The sequence below is a fragment of the Paenibacillus sp. ALJ109b genome, from assembly GCF_010747435.1.
GTDB lineage: Bacteria > Bacillota > Bacilli > Paenibacillales > Paenibacillaceae > Paenibacillus > Paenibacillus taichungensis.
In genome coordinates this window covers 226,132-249,164 of sequence record NZ_JAAIFP010000013.1, presented here as the reverse complement: position 1 = coordinate 249,164, position 23,033 = coordinate 226,132, and the positions used below count along the sequence as shown (strand labels likewise).

The following is a 23,033-nucleotide window of genomic DNA, read 5'->3' as shown; positions in this document are numbered from 1 at the left end:
AAGTTCCTCCATTGTGTCTATATAAGTTGAACTTAAAGGTAATTAACACGGACACTACGATGACAGAACAACCTTCCAATCGCTGTTATCCCCAGATTTCTTCGATTTCTTTTTCTCAAAGGGAAAATCCGGAGATAAGCGTATGCTTCCGATGTAGCTTTCTTTCAGAAAGCTTTTAGGCGACCGCTTCGCTTTTTCAGGTTTTTTCTGTCCTCTCCGTTACTGTTTAATTGATTAGTTCAATGAATATAGAAGGATTGTTACACTTCACTACTCGGATAAAAATAACCATCTTAAACTTCATTGTTCGTTTACCACTGCTTCTCAATCACCTGGATGCGGTAGGTCAGGCTCTCCAGTGTAACAGCGACCAGCCCAGTCACATATTCGCGCCGAGTGTCTCTCTGAATAATCAACTCCGGCATATGCTCCAGTGGAATCATTCGATCCAGACAGCCTTGCGTCAGGCCATCCCTCATCGCCGGGTCCATCGTATCACCTGTGACTACAATCGTAGCCGGGTTAATGATCGCGATAATGGATACCAGCGTTTGTACCACAAGTTCCTGCAACCCTTCAGTAGTTTTCAACATTCTCAGCTGTTCTTCCCGTGACACGCCAAATGGCAGAAAAGATACCTCGCCCCCAAATTGCGTGTTCCCTGTGAGCGGACGACCGTCAATAATAAAGCCCGCACCCGGAAAATGATTCTCCGGAAAAGTCACCACCGCAAAGTTCTTCTCTTCCTCAAATTGCTGCTGGTTGTACAGTCCGTAGACTGTCAGGTTCATATCGTTGCCAATGACCACTTCCACGTCTTCATACTGCTCTTTGAGCCTTGGGCCGAGCGGCTGATACATCAGCTCCGGTACATCACAGATCCCAATTACGCCGTTGTGTGCCACACCAGGTATCCCGATACCAATCGCCTGCACATTGTGGCGATGTTCGATCAGGTTTGCAATTAGATCCTCTACCACCGGGACATTAATCTCATCCAAAAAGAGTGTCTGTTCGTCCGCCATCTCTCCGTTCAGATTGGCATATGTATGTGTGATCGAGTGAATGCCGCCCTCCGTTCTAATAATGAGGCACAGCACACTTGCATAGTCCGCATTGAATTGATAACGACTGGCAGGTCTTCCCCCACTCGATTCATCCGGACCCAGATCAATAATCTCACCCGTTTGGAGTAATTCATTCAAGATTGTGCCGCATGTCGCTACGCTGAGTTTCGTCAGGTTTGCAATGGAAGCCTTCGTACCTACGCCCATTGATCGGAGCGTGTTCTTCACCAGCTCAACGTTAATGCGCTTCACCTGTTGGGTGTTGTGTGATGTGGGTAACATGGTTAGTTGTATGCCTCCTTTCGTTCATTTCGAACCATTCAATGAATGTTTTTAAAAGTGTTTTAATAATTGAAGTGTAGGGGGATTTGGGAGGAAAGTCAATGCTTAATTGGAAGCAAAAATCGTTTGGATGGAAAGGCAAAAAGACAGTACAAGATCATCTTGTGTGATCCTGCACTGTCCTTTAGTTGAGGTGGTTTTATGTAGACTGGCTCATTTGATTTGCCAAGATGCTCTTCTCCAGTCGGACTTTAAATAACTTTCGGTTTAGATCCTGTTCCATGGAATGAAGGTGATATGCAGCTTGTTTCACCGTGTCCATATGCAGCACCCCGCCTCGCTTCGCGATGATGTCCATGGCATCCAGGATGAGTTTGTTGCATGTAACGAGTTGATCAACGTAATCGTCTTCCTGTTGGACAAGTTGTGCGTACTGTAAAGCGAGGTCTTCGCTGTTGGTACTTGTCATGTCACCACTCCTAAAATTGGTACGCATAAGAGTACCAGATATACAAAAAGTATATGGTACGCTCATGCGTAACGTCAAGACCATATGGAAAATTTAGGAGTGATACTCATGGCTAAGAAAGTCGTCGTCAATATTCATAAACTCACGGAAAAACATAATATCTCGCTGCGCGAACTGGCAAGATTGTCTGATATCCGACACGCTGCGTTAAGTGAGTTGCAGTCAGGAAAACGAGAGAATATCAACTTTGCTCATATTGAGCGGATAGCTGAAGCGTTGGATATTGATGATATACGGGAGATTATTGAGATTAAGGAATTTTAAATTTAATCAATTAGATACATTCCTAGCCAAAATTATTACTCATAAATCTAGTTAACCAGGTAGCTAAAAAATTATCAACTTGTATCGTCTTCAGTATAAACCATTGTTTCAATATTTCTTCCAGCGCTAAAATTTTCTTTAAGGATTTTTTTTATTTGTGAGTAGGAAAGATTCTTCAGATAAATTTCAATATAGAGGTCCTCTAACCACGAATATATTATTTTATTTGACCATTCTCTTGCAATTAGTAATAGAGATACTAATCCACCTGTTAAATACAAAGCAAATAAAACGGTCTTCTTGTATTCGAAGAAAAAGTCACTTAACATAAAACAAAATAAATAATAGATTAACACTGATGTTGGAAGTAAATTATAATACACTATGGTAAAAGAGTATCTGTTAATACTCTTCCTTGGTTCATTTGGAACAGGTATCTTGTGATTTGTATAGTTATTGAAAATCGGAATTAGACAATTTATCAAGGTCATAAATGCTAATTTGATTACCAATATATTTGGTAGTGCCAGAAACCAAAGTTTGTGACTAAAAAAAAGCATAATTACGATACTAAATATAAGTAATATGATCCATAGAATATTAAAAATACAAGTTGTAATATAAATTGGTTTCATATATTGTCGTTCTAGTTTATTCAGATTACCATAAATATTCTTTTCAACCAGATCTCTTCTGAAAACTCGATTGATTAAATCGAATCCTAGTACAACAATATTTAAAAAAACTGTACACGAAATTAGTAATACATAATATTGGTCAAATGTTGGTTTAGAGGTCGGAATTGTATTTATGAACCAGATTAAAGAACCAGTAAGAAAAAATACAAGCGTACTCATCTTGAAAGTTGAATTATTCATTTTGCTTAAATATACATTTTTACATTCTTTCACAAAATTTATCAATTCATCTTTTTCTTCTCCCAAAAAACACCCCACCTTTTTATATTTTGACGGTTAAAGTAACATCATCACTTCGTCGTATTCTGGAGATCCATTTATTACTTGGTTGATTAGCTTCTTTCTATCTATTGAGATTAACTTTCCATCCTTAATATTAAATACATCTTTAAAATTTTTAAGTAATGTTGAAGAAACATGGCGAGAAAACCCCATATTCTGCAAATATATTGCCACCGTATCTCTAGTCCCATACTCCAAGAAAATGTTCCAGTTGGTACCCGCTTTATTTTCACCTAGCACTGCTACCAGAAGTGCATGATAATTGTTGAAATATTTCTCCAATTTGTACCTCACTACATTCTCAACATCTGAGATAAGGTTATTTATTATTTTATTTATATGACGTTTACTTTTATTATAAGGCTCGAAAACTCGAATACCGTTCTGATAAAACATTAATTTTATATTATTCGTCTCATGGAAATGCAATGCTGAATTAATCATTTCACTTAAACTTTGACCATTAATCCATTGATTAACCAGAAGAGCATAGTATTTTAATGAATTTCTGTTAGCAATATCTTTATTACTCTCATTTATAGACCAATTGTATTTATCGTGGAGAAGTTCTAGGGCAGCAAGACTATTATTGTAATTAATCTCACTTGGAAGCTGAATTTTTTCTTCATATGACTGAGATCCAACTATAAATTCATAGACGTTATTTTGTTGTCTTACCATAATTGATTGATTATTGTTAAGCACTTCGAATGGGACTGATAAACCTTTGACACTCTCCTGAGCTTTAGCTAGCACGTCCATTTTCCCATCTTTAAACAATTTATTTATAACAGGGCTTGTATAATCGTCATTTTGTTCAAATGAGTCAATACTTATAATGTTGGCAATATATTTAAGTACTTCTTTTTCAGCCTCTGGGGAATCGATTTGTTTTTCTGACAGTAATTGTTCTATATTCTTTTGATTCTTATCTAATTGATGAGTAACATTGACTTGCAAATCAGTGGTCGATTTACCATCTAAAACTTTCGTGTTTTTCCAATCTTTACTTTCTTCCTTTATGCAAAATACATTACCAAACAATTCATAATTCAACCTTCCTGCTCTACCAGCTAAATTCCAAAAATCGATTTTTGACATAATTGATTTATGCTTTTTATTACTTAGAATAAATATGTTTTTAGCTGGCAAATTTACTCCCTCTAACAATGTAGAAGTGCAAAATAAATACTTAATTTTACCTTCTTTAAAAAGTTTTTCAACTTTATTCCTTATAACTTGCGGCAAATTCCCAAAATGAAACGCTACTCCGAATTCTAAGCACTCAGCTAAATAATAATCGCTATGAATCATTTTTCTGATTTCCAAAATTAAATCATCTACTTGATAGTTCATTTTTTGAGATCCTATGGCACTTCTTTTTAAGTAATCCATAAAATCTTTTGCTTTATTGATTGTATTTTCAACTGAATTGCAATATATGACATTTGATGTTGAATTACCAATGCCATATATAATTTCGTTTGAAGTTGAATATTTATCAACAGAGATATCTTCAAAATTATATTTTGTTCCATCGTTATAGTAACTAACACTTCCTAATAAAAGATCTACAAAAAAAAGATTTTGTGTTACAGGAGATTCAATGGTGCTAAAAGTTTTTCTACTGGATTTTTGGAATAATTCTAGGAACGTTCCTGGATTCGAGACATTTGGCGAAGCGAAGTAAATTTTCAATTCTTTATATTTCTTCAAACTTTTCTCTATTGATAGATACATCGTAATGCTTCTATAATCTTTTTCAGATGCTAACTTATGTGCTTCATCTACAAACAAGTAATTTATCACTGGATTATCTTTATTTGATATGTAGCTTAAAAGTCTTTCTGGTGTCATTACAAAAATGTATCTTTTTAAAATCTCTTCCTTATCATCATTGTTAACAGTAGAGTTAGTTATCACTTTGTAATCAAAATCTTCTATAAGATTTTTCAGCTCACCTTTAATTTCAAACGAAAATTGATTTATTAATGCTCTAGTAGGTACCACTACTACGAAATTTCCGAGGTCTCCTCCATTTATTTTTTCACGTATGAAGGTTTTGAATATGAATGATTTCCCCATTGATGTGGGGCCAGAAAAGCTATAGAAATTGGAGTCTCTCAATCTTTCAAACAAATCATATTGTGAATCAGTAAAGAATTGATCCTCTGTGCCTGGAATCTTCTGTATCTCTTTTTTCACAACCTTTTCTATCTCTCTTACGAAAGGAAGTTCTACATTGTGTTGCAAATTTTTTATGGCAGGGAAATTTCCTAACTTGGTTAATATTGCAGTCGAGTATGTTTTAAAAATAGGATTATCCTTATAATTTGGACTTAAAAGTGCAACTATCCTGTATGCGATATTTCTATTACTATTAGAAGTAGAGTTAGATAATATATCACTGAATCTTAATAAGTGAACCAATTGCTTTTCATTAATAGGAGATGGGTTATCAATTAATAGTTCAATTGATACAATATTTTTAAGTAAAATTTTATAAAGTTGATTAAAATAGGCATCTGATAATACATCTTTTGAGAGATCATCAAAAATCATTGTTAGCCTCCATTAAGTTTTTTATAATTCTCTTTCTAGTATCGCTTATTTCAACGAATGGGAACGCATATACATAAAATGTTGTCCCATGTAGGTTATACTCCTTAATTTTCTTTTGTATATAGCCATATTGGCCTTCAACCTCTGTTTTAATTTTTGAGCGTATCAACTTTCTAAACTCTGAATTACTTAATTTTCGAGACTCATCATCAACAGAAATCTCAAATCCCACAAAAATGCCAAAAGCGTTATCCTTAAATATTTCTTCTTCTCTGGCACTCGGAAATATAATTTTCTTTAAAGCCTCATATAATGCTGGTGAAATGCTCTCTCTTTCTAAATGAGTATTTAGTAATTTTATTTCATCATGAATATTATTTGTATTTCTATTCAGAAAATCACTTATGGAAACAAATGCACTATACAATGCTTTTTGTAGAGATTTCTCAAGTTTAGATTCACCAAATATCAATTGATAGTTATTCTGGTCTATCTGTAGAATATGAACTCCATCAGATCCTTTTACATAGTCATTAGGAGATGTTTTTAGTTCCATCTTTGTGAATATTTTCGGGGCACGTAAATGGGACTCCAAGAAACAGTAGAGCAAAACTTCCCCTAGCTCTCCATCATTATTTTCCCATTTTCGCAATTTTTGAATTGCTTTAACGTATATTCCTTTATTATTCTTGTATACTTCTAGTTCCTTTCTAGATAAGCAGTATGTCACAACACAATCAAACAATTTGTCCACTAATTCTGAATAAGCAAAAGCATTATTTTCAATTTTCAAAGTATGAAGATTCACCTTGGTATTCAAACCGTCCAACTCAAAACTTTTAATTTCATGATAAAACAAGTCCAAGAAATTATCGTCTACATAAGGATTAAATTCATTAAGCAATATATTTACCTCCACAGTGCCTCTGTAGGAATTTGATTAAATAGTCCTATTTTACAAATAACTATTTTACAACATTCGCCAAATATATCCACATTTCCTCCTATATACCCATTTTTATTAAAACTACTCTTTCAAAGTTCCCTTTAACTCATTTCTCCTCTCACATTGACAAATCCCCAAAATAAGTCCATCCTAATAACGAACCAACCATTCACTATTAAGGAGACGTTTCCGATGGTGCAAGCCAAGAAAGACGAAGTCAGGAAAGAGATTGAATACGCGGCGCTCAAGGTCTTTTTCGAAAAAGGCTATGTGGATGCCAAGATGAGCGATATCGCGGATGAGATCAATATTTCCGTGGGCAATATCTATACTTATTTTAAGAACAAGAAAGAACTATTCTACGCCGTTGTGCCGCCGGATCTGGTGGATTATTTGAAAAATGTGCTGGTTGAGACGATTCACTTCGATAACCAGACCTTGTTCGAGGAAACGCATAGCGAGCGAAAGTCTGCGCTGTTGCAGGAACAGGTGGACGTATTACGGAAATACCGGAATCAGATTGTCATCATCTTCGAAAAGAATAAAGGCACTATCTACACCGACGCCAAGAACGAGCTTGTTGAGCTGATGATCGAAACCAAGAAGGCCTATCTCAAGAACCAATATAAACGGTATGAAATTGGCACCGAGGAGACTTTGATCTTGCTGAATATTCTCGCACACAATGTGATCGACATGAATTTAGATCTATTGAAGCGGGATATGAGTGAAGACAGCCGGAAGCAAATATTCGAAGCTTTGTATGTATACAGACTGTACGGTATGAAGAGTCTCAACGAATAACGCTCCATCTCATCACTTAATGCCGGGTAGACAAAGCGTGCAGATCATATCAACTCCACTTGATTTGCACGCAAAAAAACTTCATCACAGATCAGCCTATTTTTTTGATTTAAAAATGAATTAATTATTCATTTTTGAGAGAGTATCTAGCATTCCCCTAACCACTCACCTCACCCACATTCTAAGGAGGAACACAACATGAACACCGCTTACGCATTGAAAAACGTCCATCTGATCCACGGTGACTCAAGCCGCAATCTGCAAAAAAACATGACGATTCTCATCAATGAACAAGGACTTATTACGGATATCGGTCAAGATAACGAACCGCTTACCCCAGGTCACTACACAACGATCGACCTCTCAGGGAAATACGTAATGCCAGGACTGATCAACGCCCACGTACACCTCTTTGCAGATGGTAAACCGTTCAGTCTCTCGGTCAGTGAAGGATTGTTGCAGTTTGCCTATGATCGGATATTGAACACGAAGTTTGGCCGGAACGTTTTGAAAAAACGCATGAAACGCAATGCACTGACCGCACTCCATGCGGGTGTGACGACGATGCGTAGTGTGGGGGAATTCTTTTACACGGACGTCCAGCTGCGGGATGAGATTAATAACGGCGACTTTGTCGGCCCTAATCTGCTTGTCTCCGGGTTTTTCCTAAGTGTAACGGGCGGACATGGTGCTCCATTCCTCGCTCTGGTGGGCGACTCTCCGTGGGAAGCACGAAAGAATGTGCGCATTAATGTGAAACACGGCGTGGATCTGATCAAAATCTGTGTGACGGGTGGCGTGACAGATGCGAAAATGGTGGGCGAAGCTGGACGTTTACAGATGACGGTGGACGAAGTTGCGGCGATCTGCGATGAAGCGCATAAGATTGGTTTGCGGGTGGCAGCGCATGTCGAGAGCACGGAAGGCGTACGGGTTGCGTTACAAGGTGGCGTCGATACCATTGAGCATGGTTCGGAGATGGACGACGAAATCATTCGTTTGTACAAAAATAATCCCAATGCCCTGAATGGCTACACCGCACTCATCCCTACTCTGCAAGCTGCTTATCCATCCGCTTCACTGGATACCAACGTAACAAAGGTAAGTGCTACGGTAAAAGAGAACTCCAGACTCGTTTATGACTCCATGCTCAAAGGTGTGAAACAAGCGATCGAAAGCGACATCATCATTGGTATCGGTACTGATGCCGCCATGCCTTACGTGACTCACTACGATATGTGGAGAGAGATGGACCACTACATGAGACAGGCCAACCTGAACAACAAACAGGTCATCGACATGGTGACTCGAACCAATGCAAAGATCTTAGGCGTTGACGATGTAACCGGAACGGTGGATATCGGGAAACATGCTGATCTGATTGTCATGGAGCAAAATCCGCTGGAACATATCGAGGCCTTGTCAGACATCTCTATGGTCATGGTCAAAGGAAATCTAATTCAAACACCATCTGTCACAAGAATCAAAGAAGTCGACGATGTTCTAAACTCAGTTTGGTGAGTTCAGAATTGAGAATAGGATCAGGAGTGAAATCATGCTTGGTATATTGATCAATTGTTTTTCCATTATATGCGGAAGTACCTGGAGCCATCTCCAAAAGGTTCATGAATGACGGTTACAAGTCCATACTCAATCAAGTGATTGGGATCAGTGCGCTCATTATAGGCATAAGTACAACCATTAGCAGCATCTCCACCAGTCAATATCAGATTATGTTTATCATCTTCCTTACCTTAGGCGGAATCATTGGGCAACTGATTAATTTCGAGCATATCTTGTCCAACATTATGACCAAATTCTCGTCCAATGGTTTAAATGAAGGGTTAACGGTTGCCATCTCATTGTTGTGCGTGGGATCGATCCCGATCCTGGGGCCACTGCAGAGTGCATTACAGGGGGATAACACCTTTTTGCAAATCAATACGATCTTCTCTGGCATTACGTCATTGATTCTGGCATCCACCTTTGGGATCGGCATCATCTTTTCAGCTTTCATCCTTTTGGTGATCGAAATTCTGGTCTTCTTCTCCGCTGATTTCTTATCCATCTTCATGACGACAAACATCATGAACCAAATTACTCTGATTGGTGGCATCCTGGCGCTTTGTACGGGGTTAAACATCTTGAGGATCACGAAGATCAAAGTATTGAATCTGCTGCCTGCCTTATTTATTCCGATATTTTTGCTATAGCTTTAGCATACTGAGGTCTTTCCATAAACATAAAAAGATAGTTAAGCGGCGGCCTTGGTCCTGTTCATCAGGACTGAGGTCTTTTTATGTCCAACCTGAGAAGGAGAACAAAGTCAATCTGGCGTACGATTTGAATCAATGAAGAGTCACGTAAGATAGAATTATGAGTTTATGAACAATAATTACTTCAAGACATTGAACCAGAGGAGACATATCCTATGAACAAAATAAAAAAAACAGGTTTGTGGCTCGGCATCACGACTCTAACACTATCACTCGCAGTTCTTTACTTTCCAACATGGACGCCAAAAATAAAAGGCACAAACCCTATTCATGTATTGGAACAAGTTAAAATCAATGGTACGGGACATGAAATCATGATCAGAGGGCAGGATCTGGACAACCCAGTTATCCTTTATTTACACGGTGGACCGGGTGCATCTGAACTTCCGTACGCCAAAAAGTACCAGGATTTATTAGAATCTCAGTTTACGATTGTGAACTATGATCAGAGAGCAAGCGGCAAATCCTATCATTTTTTGGAGGACTATTCCAATCTCTCAGCTGATGTGCTGGTTGAGGATGCACTGGCCGTCACGGATTATATTACTCAACGTCTGGGGAAGAAAAAGGTAATATTAATTGGTCATTCGTACGGAACATACATAGGAACTCTTGCTGCGCATCGAGCACCCGATAAATATGAAGCCTACATTGGGATTGGGCAGATGGCAGATACACAACAGAGCGAAATGGACGGATGGAATTACGTTATGGAGCAAGCCCAACTGGCCGATAATCATGAAGACATAAACCAGTTGGAGCAGATCTATGAACCGATCAAACAAGGACAGGCATTCATGCCGCGAGATATCGTTAAACGTTATGGAGGCACATCAAGGTTGATGGACAGCCCTGACACCAGCTTCCTGGGAATGACGTTCAGTCATGAATATAATATGCTGGATGCCATTCGTTTTAATAAAGGGATCATTTATTCGCAAGAAATACTGATAAGTGAAGCCCTGAGCCGTCCTTTGCCATCCTTGATTACGAAGCTGGACCTCCCCTTTTATTTTGTCATGGGAGATTACGACTTAATGACTTCATCCCATGCCGCCAAGGTGTTTTTTGACCAGATTGAAGGAAATCAAAAGGAATTCATTGCCTATAAGAACTCGGCTCACTACCCACATTATGAAGAGAAGCAAAGATTCTTTGATTGGATGGTAGATACCTTTATCAAGCACAAACCTTAATCATTCAATCCTTTGCCCTCCAGGATCGGCTGCATGTACTTCTCTATTCGTGAAACTTTCGTTTTGGATTGCTTTTTTCATCGAACTGCTGCTGAAGTTGCTCTGGAACGCTATATTCTGCAGTATTTTTCATTCTCACTTTTAGTCCAGCCTGTTCCACTTCAATCGCTTCACATTGCGTTTGTGGGACTTGCACACTTGAACCCCATCCGTATACGTGCAGACGTTCCTTTCATCACTGAATTATTATCATAACGTACAACTTCAGGTAAAGCACCGCTTTTTCTATCAGTTACCGCTTGGTTCCCCCATCTAAACATACAGCAACAAGTCTTTCAGTTCATATCCGAAAGACTTGTTTTTGCAACCTTATTTATATTGCTAATCCCACTCAAGATCTAACCGCTGCCTCAATCCACTTTCTCCATCCGCCCGAGTCACTGATGTTCTCGGCACCTTCCGCAGCATAGGCCTCACAGACAAATCCGCTCACACTTCTGCCATCGATCATCTCGACTTGACCGATGCCAAGCGGGGCGGGGATCGACGCGGTGAAGGCTCCAAACGAAGCGCGCGGCATATCCCACAGCTCGACTTCAATGGATGAGCCGCCGGTTACTGTGCGCACAAGACCAGGCTTGGCTGGCGTGGTGGACAGTGCATACATCTCATACACAGGCGCCGTCAGCGACTCTTCCCGGAATACGGCACCGAGTCCAGTCATCTGGGGTTCCAGTGGCATTCCGCGCAGGTGAAGTCCACACACGGCAACCGTAATGACATCTTCCTGCTGAAGCAGAAGTTCAGATGCCAAGATGATATTTGCTTCTTCTTCCGGACGGGCAAACAGTGTTATGCCAAAAGGAAGCCCTTCCTCTGCCCAGCCTGCGGGAATCGCCACAGCACTCAGATCAAGCAGATTGCAATGGTTGGTGTACAACCCCATCTTGCTATTTGTTTCGATCGGATTCGTGATCACCTGCTCGCGGGTCCAGGTTCCCCCGCATGTCGGCAGAATCAGCACGGCATTCTCCAGCAAAGTTGCGGTGTGCCTTCGGATCTCTGCCAAGCGATGCTGGGCCTTGAACAAGGTTGAAGCGGTAAAGGCTTCTTTTTTCCCAGACTCCAGTACCGTCTTCGTAACCGGAAAGACCGCTTCCCCATGTGCCTCGACATATTCATCCAGATCAGACCAGCGCTCCGCAACCAAAGGACCTTCGTACAGAAGCGCCGCCGCTTCCTGTAGCATGGCAATATCGATCTCTTTCACAGCTACGCCGGATGCTAGAATGGCTTCCTTCTTCCGGCACCATGCCTCTTCATACGCTATAGCATAAGGACCATAGAATTCCAGTGCATTGGACGGCAGCAAAAAGGTACGCGGCATCTCCCCTCGACTCAACGGGCGATGCACAGAATACGGGTCTTGCACATCTACACCCCGCACCACCTCGTCCACGCGCTGTGTATCGACCAGCTCATGAGCGAATACAGTGACGCAATCGATGCTGCGACAAGCGGGAATGACTCCAGCCGAAGGCCATGCACCCACCGCCGGCTTATATCCAACAAGATTATTCAGCGCTGCTGGCACACGTCCTGATCCGGCGGTATCCGTTCCGAGAGCAAACGCCGCCTGACCAGATGCTACCGCTATGGCCGATCCCGAACTGGAGCCTCCGCTGATCAGCTCGGGACGAAGCGCATTATGTGTATCGCCATACGGACTTCGTGTGCCCACAAGTCCGGTGGCGAACTGATCCAGATTGCATTTCCCCACCGGAATGGCACCTGCAGCAATAAGTCTTTCTACCACGGTCGCATGGCGATCCGGGACATAAGCGTAGTCAGGACAAGCCGCCGTAACCGTCCACGCGGCTACCTCAATATTGTCTTTGATGGCAAACGGAATGCCCCAAAGCGGGCAATCCTCCGGTTTCATCAGCGCAAGTCGATCCAGGAACGGCTGAATCCGTTCAAGGGTCGGCGGCTGAATCCAGATGTTACGATCCCGGGCATGCTCTGCCCGCTGGATAATAACCTCGATCACATCCTGAGGGGTGAAGTGGCGATGGCGATAAGCTTTTTGCAAGTTAGCTACGGTGAATTGCCCTGGTACAGATGATTGGCTCATGACGCGTTCACCTCTTCTACAGGATATATAGCTGCAATGCAGTCCCCGGCACGAACCTGATCCCCCGATGAGACATAGATGGAAGCGACAATTCCGTCATACGGTGCCTTTTGCGGGAACTCCATTTTCATACTTTCTTCTATTATAATGTCTTCGCCTTGGAGTACCTTCTGACCCACTTCCACAAGCACCTTCCATACACTGCCGGACATCGAACTGTTCACTTCCAGACTGCCTTCGGGCAAAGCCTCATGCTCCGCCGCACTCGCAACTTCCGGTTCGGACACATGTTCTGCGATGCCAAGCTCCTTCCAATACTCCCGCTCCTGCTGGAATGCAGCCTGCTGTGAATCCCGGAAACGTGCGGAAGGCTCCTGAATCTCTTCCAGCCAGCTGAGATATTCACCCAGATTGAACGTTGTCTCTTCCACGTCAACCACCATCTGCCCGCGCGGGAAGTCCTCTCTCATCTGCAACAGCTCCTCCTTGGATACCGGATAGAACTGAATCTGATCAAAGAAACGCAGCAACCACGGTTTGCCCTGCTGGAAGTTGGCTGTCTCTCTGAATTTGTTCCACATCTGGATCGTACGACCGACAAATTGATATCCACCCGGCCCCTCCATGCCATAAATGCACAGGTACGCGCCGCCAATGCCAACCGCATTCTCCGGTGTCCATGTGCGTGCAGGATTATATTTGGTCGTCACCAGACGATGACGCGGATCAAGCGGTACAGCTACTGGTGCTCCGAGATATACGTCACCCAGTCCCATCACCAGATAGGATGCGTTAAATACCACCTCAGCGACTTCTTCCAGCGAGCCGAGTCCGTTCATGCGGCGAATGAATTCCAGATTACTGGGGCACCAAGGCGCATCAGGGCGTACATTCTGCTGGTAACGTTCAATCGCCAGTTGGGTGGCCGGATCATCCCAGGACAGCGGCAGCTTGACAATCCGGGATGGCACTTCAATCGAATCCAGCGACGGCAATTGCAGATCCAGTTCCATAATGATTGCCGCGGCTTCCTTCACCGTCATTCGGGTGCTGTCCAGATGAATCTGCAAGGAGCGAATGCCCGGTGTCATCTCGATGAACGGTATCAGTCCACTGTCACGCACCGTTTGCATTAACACATAGACCTGGAAGCGATACAGAAGATCCAGTTCCCGATCTCCATATTCAATCAGAATATTCTCGTCACCAGAGCAACGAATACCGATCTTAAACCGACGTCCCTGCTCCTCATAAGCGAGAATTGGCATATAGGCGCCAGAAGAAATATCCAACAGTTTCGGCAAAGAAAGACGTTCGCCCCCCTCGATCAATGAATCGAGATAGGTATGCTGTGCATCCCGGAGTTGCTCGGCTTCCTCCACTGTGATCAGCTTAAACTTTATTTTGTCGCCCGGAGACAGCTGTCCGACTTTCCAGAATTCCGCTGACGCCGTTGTCACCGGACATACAAATCCTCCCAGACTCGGTCCATCCGGCCCCAAAAGAATTGGCATATCTCCGGTCAGATCAAGTGCCCCAACCGCATAGGCATTATCATGAATGTTGGATGGATGAAGCCCGGCGTCTCCGCCATCTTCTCTTGCCCACAGCGGCTTAGGTCCAATCAATCGCACGCCTGTACGTGAGCTGTTAAAATGAACTTCCCACTCCGTCTCCGTCAACTGCTCCAAATATTCCTGTAAAAGATATTCCTGCGTGCAGTGAGGCCCCGGAATAACACCAATCATCCAGTTATGGGTTAATTCCGGTTGTTGATGAAGAGAGAGCGGCTGCAAAATCCGTTGCTGGTCTTGCCGCACTTGTTGCTGCATTCCCTCTTGCTTAGACTGCTGCACTTGCTCTTGTTCCTGATTCCACTGCTGACTTACCTGTTTCTCCTGCTGCCGCTTTGGATGAACTCGCAATACCGCACCCGTTCGCAGTGCACTGCCCGTATGCCCGCCGAACTCCCCCAGAGTAAAGGTTGACGCACTGCCCAGCGTCAGCGGCATATCCAGTCCCCCGGAGACAAGCAGGTAACCCCGCATGCCGACCACAGCTTCACCCAGAACTAAAGTAGAACCCTGAGCCGCAAGTGTGGGTGTGTAGAGCGGAATCGGTATTCCATCCAGCGTTGCAGACATATCCGCACCTGTCAGACAGAATGTCATTTCATCACGGAAGCGGTACGAGCCTCCGCGCAAAGTCATTTCCAGCCCCGCCACACCTTCATCATTACCTAGCAGACGATTGCCGATTCGAAACGCAAGCGAATCCATCGGACCCGAAGGCGGTACACCGATATCCCAATACCCTTTGCGGCCCGGATAATCCTGTACCGTAGTCTGAATCCCACCGTCCAGCACTTCAATGGCATGCTCTGCCGGACTGAATCCAGCGAGCATGTTCGTATATACCAACCCTTCCCGAAAAGGCTCCGTATCCAGAAACGCCTGAATGTAAGTCTGGTTGGTCGTTATACCGTATACTCGCAATGCAGCGAGTGCTTCAATCATGCTCTCTATGGCGACCTGTCTGGATTCGGCATGCACGATTACTTTGGCCAGCATCGGATCATACAGGGTGGTCACCTGTACACCGCTGCGAATCCACGTTTCCACCCGAACATGTTCTGGCCACACGACAGCATCGATCCGGCCATCACTCGGGCGAAAATCATGCAAACAATCCTCGGCATACAGTCGCACCTGCAAGCTGTGGCCTTGCGGCTGATGAACCAGAGCCGCCAGATTTTCCATCTCTCCGGCTGCTTCCCGAACCATCCATTCAACCAGATCGACGCCAAGCACCTCTTCCGTTACCCCATGCTCCACCTGTAACCGAGTGTTGACCTCCAGGAAATAAAACTGTGTTGTCTCCGGGTCATACAGGAATTCGACCGTACCCGCACTACGATATCCCGCTGTCGCAGCAAGCCTTCTGGAGCTTTCATGCATGGCGCTTCGCGTTGCTTCCGGCAGGTTCGGTGCCGGGGTCTCTTCAATAATCTTCTGATTCCGACGTTGTACGGAACAGTCCCGTTCACCCAGTGCCACCGCTTCTCCAAAAGCATTACCGAAAACTTGCACCTCGACATGTCTTGCTCTTGCGATATATTTCTCCAGAAACACGCCGCCATCGTTAAAATTCGCAACAGCCAGTCGGGTTACCGAATCGTATGCCTCTTGCAACGCTTGTTCATCCGTGCAGATGCGCATCCCGATCCCGCCGCCACCTGCGGTGCTCTTGAGCATAACCGGATAACCAATCGCAGCGGCCTGTTCCATCGCCACATCCAGCGATGGTACCAGCCCTGTACCCGGAAGTAACGGTACAGACGCCTGTTCCGCAATGGAACGCGCCGTATGTTTCAGGCCAAACAGTTCAATATGCTCCGCAGTTGGTCCAATAAACGTAATTCCCTGCTCTCCGCACGCTCTCGCAAAGGTCGCATTCTCACTTAAAAATCCGTACCCCGGATGAATTGCATCAGCACCAGCCGCCAAGGCCGTGTTCAGGATAAGCTCGGCATTCACATAACTCTCCTTCGCCGGGCCATCACCGATCAGGATGGATTCATCTGCCAGTTCAACATGCAGACTATCGCGATCTGCTTGGGTGTAGACGGCCACAGAAGCAATGCCCATCTGACGCAACGTACGAATGATTCTGACGGCAATCGCTCCGCGATTGGCAATGAGTACTTTTTTAAACATGAGAATCGCTCCCTTCAGCTTCCCAGATCAGCACCTGAGCAGGTGTCGGATTGTATGCATTGCATGGATTGTTAAGCTGTGGGCAGTTGCTGATCAACACCGTGACAGGAGCGAGAGCCACCAGTTCCACATACCGGCCTGGCCCCGATACCCCATCTGCAAATGTGAGCTTGCCTTCGGGTGTAACCGGCACATTCATGAAGAAATTGACGTTGGGAGCCAGATCCCGTTTGGAGAACTCCGGGCGACTGGACAGCATCAGCATGAATGTATCCCGGCAGTTATGCATCGGCAGCGTATCATGGGAGTACCGAACGGTATTGCTCTGTGCCGAGCAAGCTCCACCAATCGTATCGTGTCTGCCACAGGTATCCGCGGTAATCTGAAGCAGCTCCCGACCCGACTCCGCAACCAGCACTGATCCGGTCGTCAGATACAGGTTCTGCTGTCCGGTAATCGTTTGAATAGCGCTATAGTGATCCCCCGGATCTTCCGTAGCATAAAAGAGTGTATCCACCGCCTGATTCCCTTCCAGATCGACAATGCGGAGTACCTGGCCTGCGGCCAGATCATGGATCCATCCATCCCCTGCCGGGATGATGTGGTCATAGATCGCTTTGACGGGTTCCCGTGTGCTAGTGGTCGCTACAAATGTTGATGTGCTCATATTAATAGGCCCCTTTCAGTAACGATTGTGCTTGCCAGGTATTTTCAAATGCTCTCCGATTCTCCTCACAATGAACAAGGCAGCGATCATCTTCCTTCACAGGTTCGGCATCACTGAACGTCAGCTCAATAACTGAATCTGGATAACACCCTTCCGGGTCCAGCGGATTCGGTGTATTGGATACGACGAGAAGAAGTTCCATTTCCGTGCGGAGCGTTACCGAAGTACCTGCAGTCGGTTGCGATTCGTATCGCATCGTGCCATCCAGCTCACAGACCACTTTGGAAAAAAAGTTAACCGGCGTACCGAGATCACGAGGCGTCAGCCGATGTCGATACATCTCTACCACCAGATTCTCATATCCGCTGCGGTACCAGTCATTTCGCTCCTGCTGATAGGTCGTAACTCCATATTTGCGATCCGTACTTCGACGTGTTGTGTATCCCGACAACGTATCATGCCAACCCGTCGTGTCATCGATAATGGATGCAAGGACACGGCCCTGATCACTCATCAACACATGACCTGATGTCAGGTATGCGGTGTGTTGCGCTTTGAGTGAATCCGGCATGTTGTAACGTTCGGAAGGATCGGAAGCCTGAAACAGAAGTGTTGTCAGGTTAGCGCGATCCCCCAGCGCTGTCATTCGAATGTTCTTGCCCCGACTAATGTAACTTGACCACTTGCCACCTGCTTGGATGCGAATTGAAGTCATATCAGTACCTCCTGTGTAGTAGAAAAAAATATAAAAAAGCCCGGGAGAAATACCAAAAATGAATTTGGTACATTCTCCCGGGCTTTTTTCCCGCCGTGTACATGGAAGTGAGCCAGATCAGCTGCTTCCATGCGTTTTCTCTCGGACCAGGCAACAGTGTGAGCCACCGTTCGGAACCCTAGAAAACATTTTGTATTCGGTTGTTGTTCATGTGAACAATCCTAACACACAACAAAAAAAGTGACAAGAATATTTTTATTTTAATTATTTTCTTCAATATAGCGATCGGATTCATGTTATATTCACAGGCATTTCCACCTCGTTTTACGAAAAAAAAGCTTGTGATTTCCAAAAAATCTTGGTTAAATGTGAGGTGTCATGACAAACACTATTGCAAAAAATCGATACATTCCGAAATCAGGGGGAGATACTATGTCAGATAAACTAACTTTGAAAAGAGACTTATCGTTGTCTCACGTCGTGACCATGGGTCTGTCCTGGATGTCACCCATGATCTTTTTCACCAGTTTCGGTGTGTTACATGAAGGTTCCAAAGGCATGCTACTGGCAGCTTACTTGCTTGCATTTATAGCCATCTTGTTCACCGCGCTAAGTTATGGTCAGATGGCCAAGGCGTTCCCCGTGTCGGGATCTGCGTATACCTATGTGACCAAATCCATGAACCCGTTTATCGGCTTCCTTGTCGGGTGGGCCATCCTGCTCGATTATCTCTTCTCCTGTATTATCGCCGTGCTCATGTTCGGTATTAATCTTCACGCACAATTCACCTCGATCCCTTCCTTTGTCTGGATTCTGTTATGTACCCTTGTGGTCATGATCATTAATATTATCGGGATCAAAACATCAGCCAATGTCAGCAAAATCTTCGTATCCATGCAGATCCTGTTCATTGCAGGCTTTTGCTCCTTACTTGTATACAGAGCCTTTCAAGGCGGAATCACCGCAGGCTGGAATCCGCTTAATACTCAAGATGGTGTCCCCATTTCCACTATTCTTGCCGGAGCTTCGCTCGTATGCTTCTCGTTCCTTGGTTTTGATTCCATTACGACCATGACCGAAGAAACGAAAAACCCAAGGAAAACTATCCCTCGGGCCATTATTATCATCGTTTTATTGGCAGGACTAATGTATTTCGTCACAGCTTTCCTGATTCAGCAGATGTACCCTTCATTCACGTTTAATCATGTCGATTCCGCAGGTTTTGAACTCATGCAATCGATCGGTGGTCCTTTACTTGCCTCGATCTTCACCTTTGTCATTATATTCTCTGTACTATCTCAGGGAATGTCCTCCATGACGACCGTAACACGTCTTATGTTCGTGATGGGAAAAACGTCCTTGTTGCCACGAGCATTCGCATCACTCCACCCTACACTTCGAACTCCAGTGTTCAACATTGTTCTCATGAGTGTCATCTCGTTATCGGCTATGTTTATCAGCCTGGAGACAGCGATCATGTTTGTTAGTTTTGGTGCATTAACCGCATTTCTGTTCGTCAATCTATCCGTTATATTCCACTATATTATTCGTGAAAAGCAGCGTTCTCCCCGTGATATGTTCGTACGTTTCCTATGTCCGCTACTCGGTGCCGGATTTGTATTTTATCTTATCACGCTACTCGATGTTTCCTCGTTGATGCTTGGCTCCGGATGGCTCGTAGCTGGACTCATATACTACCTTGTTAAACGTTTGAAGCCCGCAACCATGAGCATATCCAAAGTGGATGAAGCCTTGTAAACAAAGGTGATTTGGTTCAATGGTACTTTGATTGTTCAGTTGTTCGTTTGATCATGTCAGTTAGTGAGGGCACACGAGATTTGGCGGGTAGTGCTTAACCCACTGACGGATTGATAGAACACAGCATGTAGAGCCAACAGATAGAGTAATAGAATAGCGCGTAACGGGAGGGATTGCTGTGACGTTGGAACGAATTAAACAAGCTTCCCTGATGTTATTTTCCATCCACGGCTTTGACGGCACTTCGTTACAAACCATTGCACAACAAGTCGGTATACAGAAGCCTTCTATTTACACGTATTTCACAAATAAAGATGCGTTGTATCTCGAATTACTGCATGATTCACTTACACAGGAGTTGGACTTTGCCCGTCAGTTAACGAAAATTCGTTCTGACGGAGCTTTCAAAGAAGTGCTCTTTCAATTCTTGTCCAGCTTCATTGATCGTTACGAGAGCGAACCGAGTGTTTCTTATATGCTCAAAACATTCCTTTATCCTCCGCAGCACCTGCAAGCTCCAATTCAGGACTTGCGTAATCATTATATCGATGAATTGGAGCGGATTTTGTTCACTGTGTTCAGTAAGGAGCCGGCGGATCAGGAATTCTACATATCCCTTGCTAACTCTGGACAATATCAGGTTGCTGTTCCCTTGCAAAGAACGAAACCTTATCCCGCTGCGGAAAGCTCCTTCGCCTTTTTCATGGTGCATCTGCAAGGGTTGTGGGTTGAGTTGCTACGCAGCGGTGCGGAGCGTGCCTACGTCAGATTGCAGAGAACATGGCCTCTGGTTAGTGCTTCAGTATAATCAGTAGCTCAGCATAGAAGGACTCTAGCTAAAAATCATAATAAAAAAGGCATTCCCTGTCATACGTCATACGGAAGACAGGGAATGCCCTTTTGGGGTTTGCTCTGTAGCTTTGCTCGATGCCTTTTCTCTATCATTCGCTTCATTCTAACGAATTGTGGATACGCTAATTCCCTCTTTTTTGTACAATTCCGAATTGTAACGAATCACAGAGATGTTATCTCGACAATATGGGCCGTTTTTTAGGCTGACGCTCCCCTTCGGGCAGGAATAACGTTTCTCAGGTTCGTTATCGCTTGGAACAGCATCGCTAGTCATCACTCATCTATTAATCATTCAATCCTTTGCCTTCCAGAATCGGCTGCATGTACTTCTCTATTCGTGACACTTTTGTTTTGGATTGCTTTGGTTGTGAGAAATAATAGAGATATGCCCGCTGCCGTCCGGGTGTCAGTGCTTCAAATGCATCTCGGAAGGCAGGATTCTCATCGAATTGCTGCTGAAGTTCCTCGGGAACGCTATATTCGGCAGTTTTTTTCATTTCCACTTGCAATCCAGCCTGTTCCACTTCAATTGCTTGTTGGATATAGGCTTTGATCATAGCCTCCTGCTCCACAATCTGCTCCAGACTGGTGAAACGAAGCTGGCGTTCTGCTTGTACATTCTCCGTTTGCTGGACCAAAATGCCGTGTGTATCCTTCAGCAGAGCACCTTTGAAGAATAGAATGGCCACGTATTCTTTGAATCCATGAATTAGTACGATGTTTTTCCCATCCAGCATGTAACAAGGATGCATCCATTTCATATCCTCTGTCAGTTCAAAATTCCGAATAATCTCTCTCAGCTTTGTGGACTCTTCCTTCCACGTTTTGAGTTTCTTTAGATAGCCGTCAACCTTGCGATTCCCACTTGTATCCGTCATGGAGAAATACCTCTCTTTATCTCATGTTCTTATAGGATCAATTGTACTGGTTTTCAGTGGATTGTACAGCGTTGCTTACAGAGCTTTTATTGACTTTTCCAAATGAATTTAAACCTCAACGAAACAAGACCAGCATCTTCGTAAATGTAATATCAACGGTGGCGGATTTGATTATCCATAAAGCAAAAAGGCCCATAGACAATCTATGGGCTTTTGGTTTGGTTAACATTTCTGGATTAAGCCGATATCTAGTAGTGACTGTGTCTCATCTTCTAACATGGAGGAAGCTATTATCATGAAGTCTTCAGCCCCAATCTCAAAATGGCCTTTACGAAATGGAAACCCCCAATTGCGATTTTCGCGTGTGAAACTGAGTTTGTCTAACAACGTTGCGATCTTTACTTCTCGACACGGAAGATAACGGAGATCTCGGCGAAAGGGTACAAATGATTCCGACATCTGGTATTGGTATATCCTATCGTCGGTAATTTGACCAATAGCGGTAAACGCCTGAAGTGGTTTCCCTGTTGAGATGTCTGTACGTGGAGAGTAGTATATCATCCAATCATCCTGGGACATTTGTCGCAAAAGTGCTGCCTTGCCATGGCACAGCTGCGCAAATCCTCCCTCTACGGCTACACTTACATGAGAAGCAGATACAACACCAATCCAATATCTGCTGTCTGTCGTTTCCAATGATTTCAATGCTTCCGTTGCACTTCTCATCCTGCAACCAACTCCAATTCCTCTTGATCTGTGATATGTCAAAGTATAAAAAAACACTACTGACAGGTGTATGTCAGTAGTGTTTTAAGATGTTTTTGGCTACTTCCTGCATTCGGAAGCGTAAAGACTCCGGCTCTAATACCTCGATATCTCCACCCCAGCCAAGTAAATAATGCAATATTTCCTCTGGATAACGGACACGAAAATGAAAAATGACACCTTCCTCCCGCTCCTCAAATGCATCCATATAAAAATGAATTGCCTCCATAATTTTGTCAGCAATTTCAGGTTTAGCCCGAATTAATATTTGTTCGTTACGGTCGTCGTCAGGAGGTCGATAACTGTTTAGATCAAAGCCAGACGGTAAAAGGAACTGATCCTCCAGCACGGAAAGTTCAGTCATGCGTGACAAACGAAAATGACGAATGTCTTGTCGCATATCACAACGTGCAATCAATACCCAATTCTCCTGAACCAGTGAGAGTCCATATGGAGAAACCTCACGCATGTTATACCGATTCCCATCCGTTCCCGGCATTTTTTTCAGGTACATAAAGCGATTTTACGTTTGTTCATTTTCTAGCCCCTACCGTTTGATCATCCAAACTAACTCATTCTATCACAGTAACTTGTAATAGCACCCGAAGATGAGAATGTTTTAACCAAAAAAACTGATACCCA

Annotated in this window: 19 protein-coding genes and 1 riboswitch; of the genes, 7 read left to right on the top strand and 12 right to left on the bottom strand. The window is 43.8% G+C overall.

Going from position 1 to position 23,033, the window contains the following annotated elements; genetic code table 11:
- Window positions 1–311 precede the first annotated feature (311 nt).
- Together G3352_RS15685 and G3352_RS15680 are read right to left on the bottom strand one after the other, a co-directional pair.
- Window positions 312–1,349 (bottom strand): ROK family protein, encoded by a 1,038-nt coding sequence (locus tag G3352_RS15685; protein ID WP_163757796.1) that lies wholly within the window; start codon window positions 1,347–1,349, stop codon window positions 312–314.
- A gap of 199 nt (window positions 1,350–1,548) precedes the next feature.
- Window positions 1,549–1,818, bottom strand: a complete 270-nt coding sequence (locus G3352_RS15680; protein WP_163757794.1) for a hypothetical protein — start codon at window positions 1,816–1,818, stop codon at window positions 1,549–1,551.
- A gap of 108 nt (window positions 1,819–1,926) precedes the next feature.
- Here G3352_RS15680 and G3352_RS15675 point away from each other — a divergent pair, with 108 nt between their 5' ends.
- Window positions 1,927–2,142 carry a helix-turn-helix domain-containing protein gene (locus tag G3352_RS15675; RefSeq protein ID WP_163757792.1) on the top strand — a complete coding sequence of 72 codons (216 nt, stop codon included), beginning with the start codon at window positions 1,927–1,929 and terminating at the stop codon, window positions 2,140–2,142.
- Window positions 2,143–3,116: 974 nt separating this feature from the next.
- Here the strand turns inward: G3352_RS15675 and G3352_RS15670 are convergent.
- On the bottom strand, window positions 3,117–5,684 hold the full coding sequence (locus tag G3352_RS15670) for a DEAD/DEAH box helicase (protein WP_163757790.1): 2,568 nt from the start codon (window positions 5,682–5,684) through the stop codon (window positions 3,117–3,119).
- Window positions 5,674–6,588 (bottom strand): HamA C-terminal domain-containing protein, encoded by a 915-nt coding sequence (locus tag G3352_RS15665; protein WP_163757789.1) that lies wholly within the window; start codon window positions 6,586–6,588, stop codon window positions 5,674–5,676. The genes G3352_RS15670 and G3352_RS15665 overlap by 11 nt, the downstream gene beginning before the upstream one ends.
- A gap of 234 nt (window positions 6,589–6,822) precedes the next feature.
- Between G3352_RS15665 and G3352_RS15660 the strand changes: the two genes are divergently transcribed.
- From G3352_RS15660 to G3352_RS15645, 4 genes are all read left to right on the top strand, one after another.
- Window positions 6,823–7,434, top strand: a complete 612-nt coding sequence (locus G3352_RS15660; RefSeq protein ID WP_163757787.1) for a TetR/AcrR family transcriptional regulator — start codon at window positions 6,823–6,825, stop codon at window positions 7,432–7,434.
- A gap of 198 nt (window positions 7,435–7,632) precedes the next feature.
- Window positions 7,633–8,955, top strand: coding sequence for an amidohydrolase family protein (locus G3352_RS15655; protein ID WP_163757785.1), 1,323 nt, complete (start codon window positions 7,633–7,635; stop codon window positions 8,953–8,955).
- A gap of 53 nt (window positions 8,956–9,008) precedes the next feature.
- Window positions 9,009–9,647 (top strand): DUF554 family protein, encoded by a 639-nt coding sequence (locus G3352_RS15650; RefSeq protein ID WP_345940766.1) that lies wholly within the window; start codon window positions 9,009–9,011, stop codon window positions 9,645–9,647.
- A gap of 218 nt (window positions 9,648–9,865) precedes the next feature.
- The gene (locus G3352_RS15645) at window positions 9,866–10,906 is read left to right on the top strand and encodes an alpha/beta hydrolase (RefSeq protein ID WP_163757781.1); all 1,041 of its coding nucleotides are present in this window, start codon (window positions 9,866–9,868) and stop codon (window positions 10,904–10,906) included.
- Between the two features lie 43 nt (window positions 10,907–10,949).
- On the opposite strand, the gene G3352_RS15640 is transcribed toward G3352_RS15645, so the two are convergent.
- The 5 genes from G3352_RS15640 to G3352_RS15620 form a co-directional block, all read right to left on the bottom strand.
- Window positions 10,950–11,102, bottom strand: a complete 153-nt coding sequence (locus G3352_RS15640) for a hypothetical protein (RefSeq protein ID WP_163757484.1) — start codon at window positions 11,100–11,102, stop codon at window positions 10,950–10,952.
- Window positions 11,103–11,297: 195 nt separating this feature from the next.
- Window positions 11,298–13,040 (bottom strand): allophanate hydrolase, encoded by a 1,743-nt coding sequence (locus tag G3352_RS15635; RefSeq protein ID WP_163757779.1) that lies wholly within the window; start codon window positions 13,038–13,040, stop codon window positions 11,298–11,300.
- Window positions 13,037–16,756: an urea carboxylase gene (gene uca / locus G3352_RS15630; protein WP_163757777.1), complete on the bottom strand. Its 3,720-nt coding sequence runs from the start codon at window positions 16,754–16,756 to the stop codon at window positions 13,037–13,039. The genes G3352_RS15635 and uca overlap by 4 nt, the downstream gene beginning before the upstream one ends.
- Window positions 16,749–17,423 carry an urea amidolyase associated protein UAAP2 gene (locus tag G3352_RS15625; RefSeq protein ID WP_163757776.1) on the bottom strand — a complete coding sequence of 225 codons (675 nt, stop codon included), beginning with the start codon at window positions 17,421–17,423 and terminating at the stop codon, window positions 16,749–16,751. Before G3352_RS15625 ends, uca begins: the two co-directional genes overlap by 8 nt.
- Before the next feature lies 1 nt (window position 17,424).
- Window positions 17,425–18,138 carry an urea amidolyase associated protein UAAP1 gene (locus G3352_RS15620; protein ID WP_163757774.1) on the bottom strand — a complete coding sequence of 238 codons (714 nt, stop codon included), beginning with the start codon at window positions 18,136–18,138 and terminating at the stop codon, window positions 17,425–17,427.
- Window positions 18,139–18,210: 72 nt separating this feature from the next.
- Window positions 18,211–18,331, bottom strand: a riboswitch (guanidine-I (ykkC/yxkD leader).
- Between the two features lie 239 nt (window positions 18,332–18,570).
- On the opposite strand from G3352_RS15620, the gene G3352_RS15615 reads away from it, so the two are divergent.
- Both G3352_RS15615 and G3352_RS15610 read left to right on the top strand, forming a co-directional pair.
- Window positions 18,571–19,896, top strand: coding sequence for an APC family permease (locus G3352_RS15615; RefSeq protein ID WP_163757772.1), 1,326 nt, complete (start codon window positions 18,571–18,573; stop codon window positions 19,894–19,896).
- Window positions 19,897–20,074: 178 nt separating this feature from the next.
- Window positions 20,075–20,704 carry a TetR family transcriptional regulator gene (locus G3352_RS15610; protein ID WP_163757770.1) on the top strand — a complete coding sequence of 210 codons (630 nt, stop codon included), beginning with the start codon at window positions 20,075–20,077 and terminating at the stop codon, window positions 20,702–20,704.
- A 328-nt stretch (window positions 20,705–21,032) separates the two neighbouring features.
- Here the strand turns inward: G3352_RS15610 and G3352_RS15605 are convergent, their stop codons facing one another.
- The 3 genes from G3352_RS15605 to G3352_RS15595 all read right to left on the bottom strand — a co-directional run bounded on the left by G3352_RS15605 (window position 21,033) and on the right by G3352_RS15595 (window position 22,905).
- Entirely contained in the window at window positions 21,033–21,626 is a 594-nt protein-coding gene (locus G3352_RS15605; RefSeq protein WP_163757768.1) for a YdeI/OmpD-associated family protein, read from the bottom strand.
- Window positions 21,627–21,848: 222 nt separating this feature from the next.
- Entirely contained in the window at window positions 21,849–22,352 is a 504-nt protein-coding gene (locus G3352_RS15600) for an EVE domain-containing protein (protein WP_163757767.1), read from the bottom strand.
- 73 nt (window positions 22,353–22,425) lie between these two features.
- The gene (locus G3352_RS15595; RefSeq protein ID WP_163757765.1) at window positions 22,426–22,905 is read right to left on the bottom strand and encodes a helix-turn-helix transcriptional regulator; all 480 of its coding nucleotides are present in this window, start codon (window positions 22,903–22,905) and stop codon (window positions 22,426–22,428) included.
- Between the last annotated feature and the right edge of the window lie 128 nt (window positions 22,906–23,033).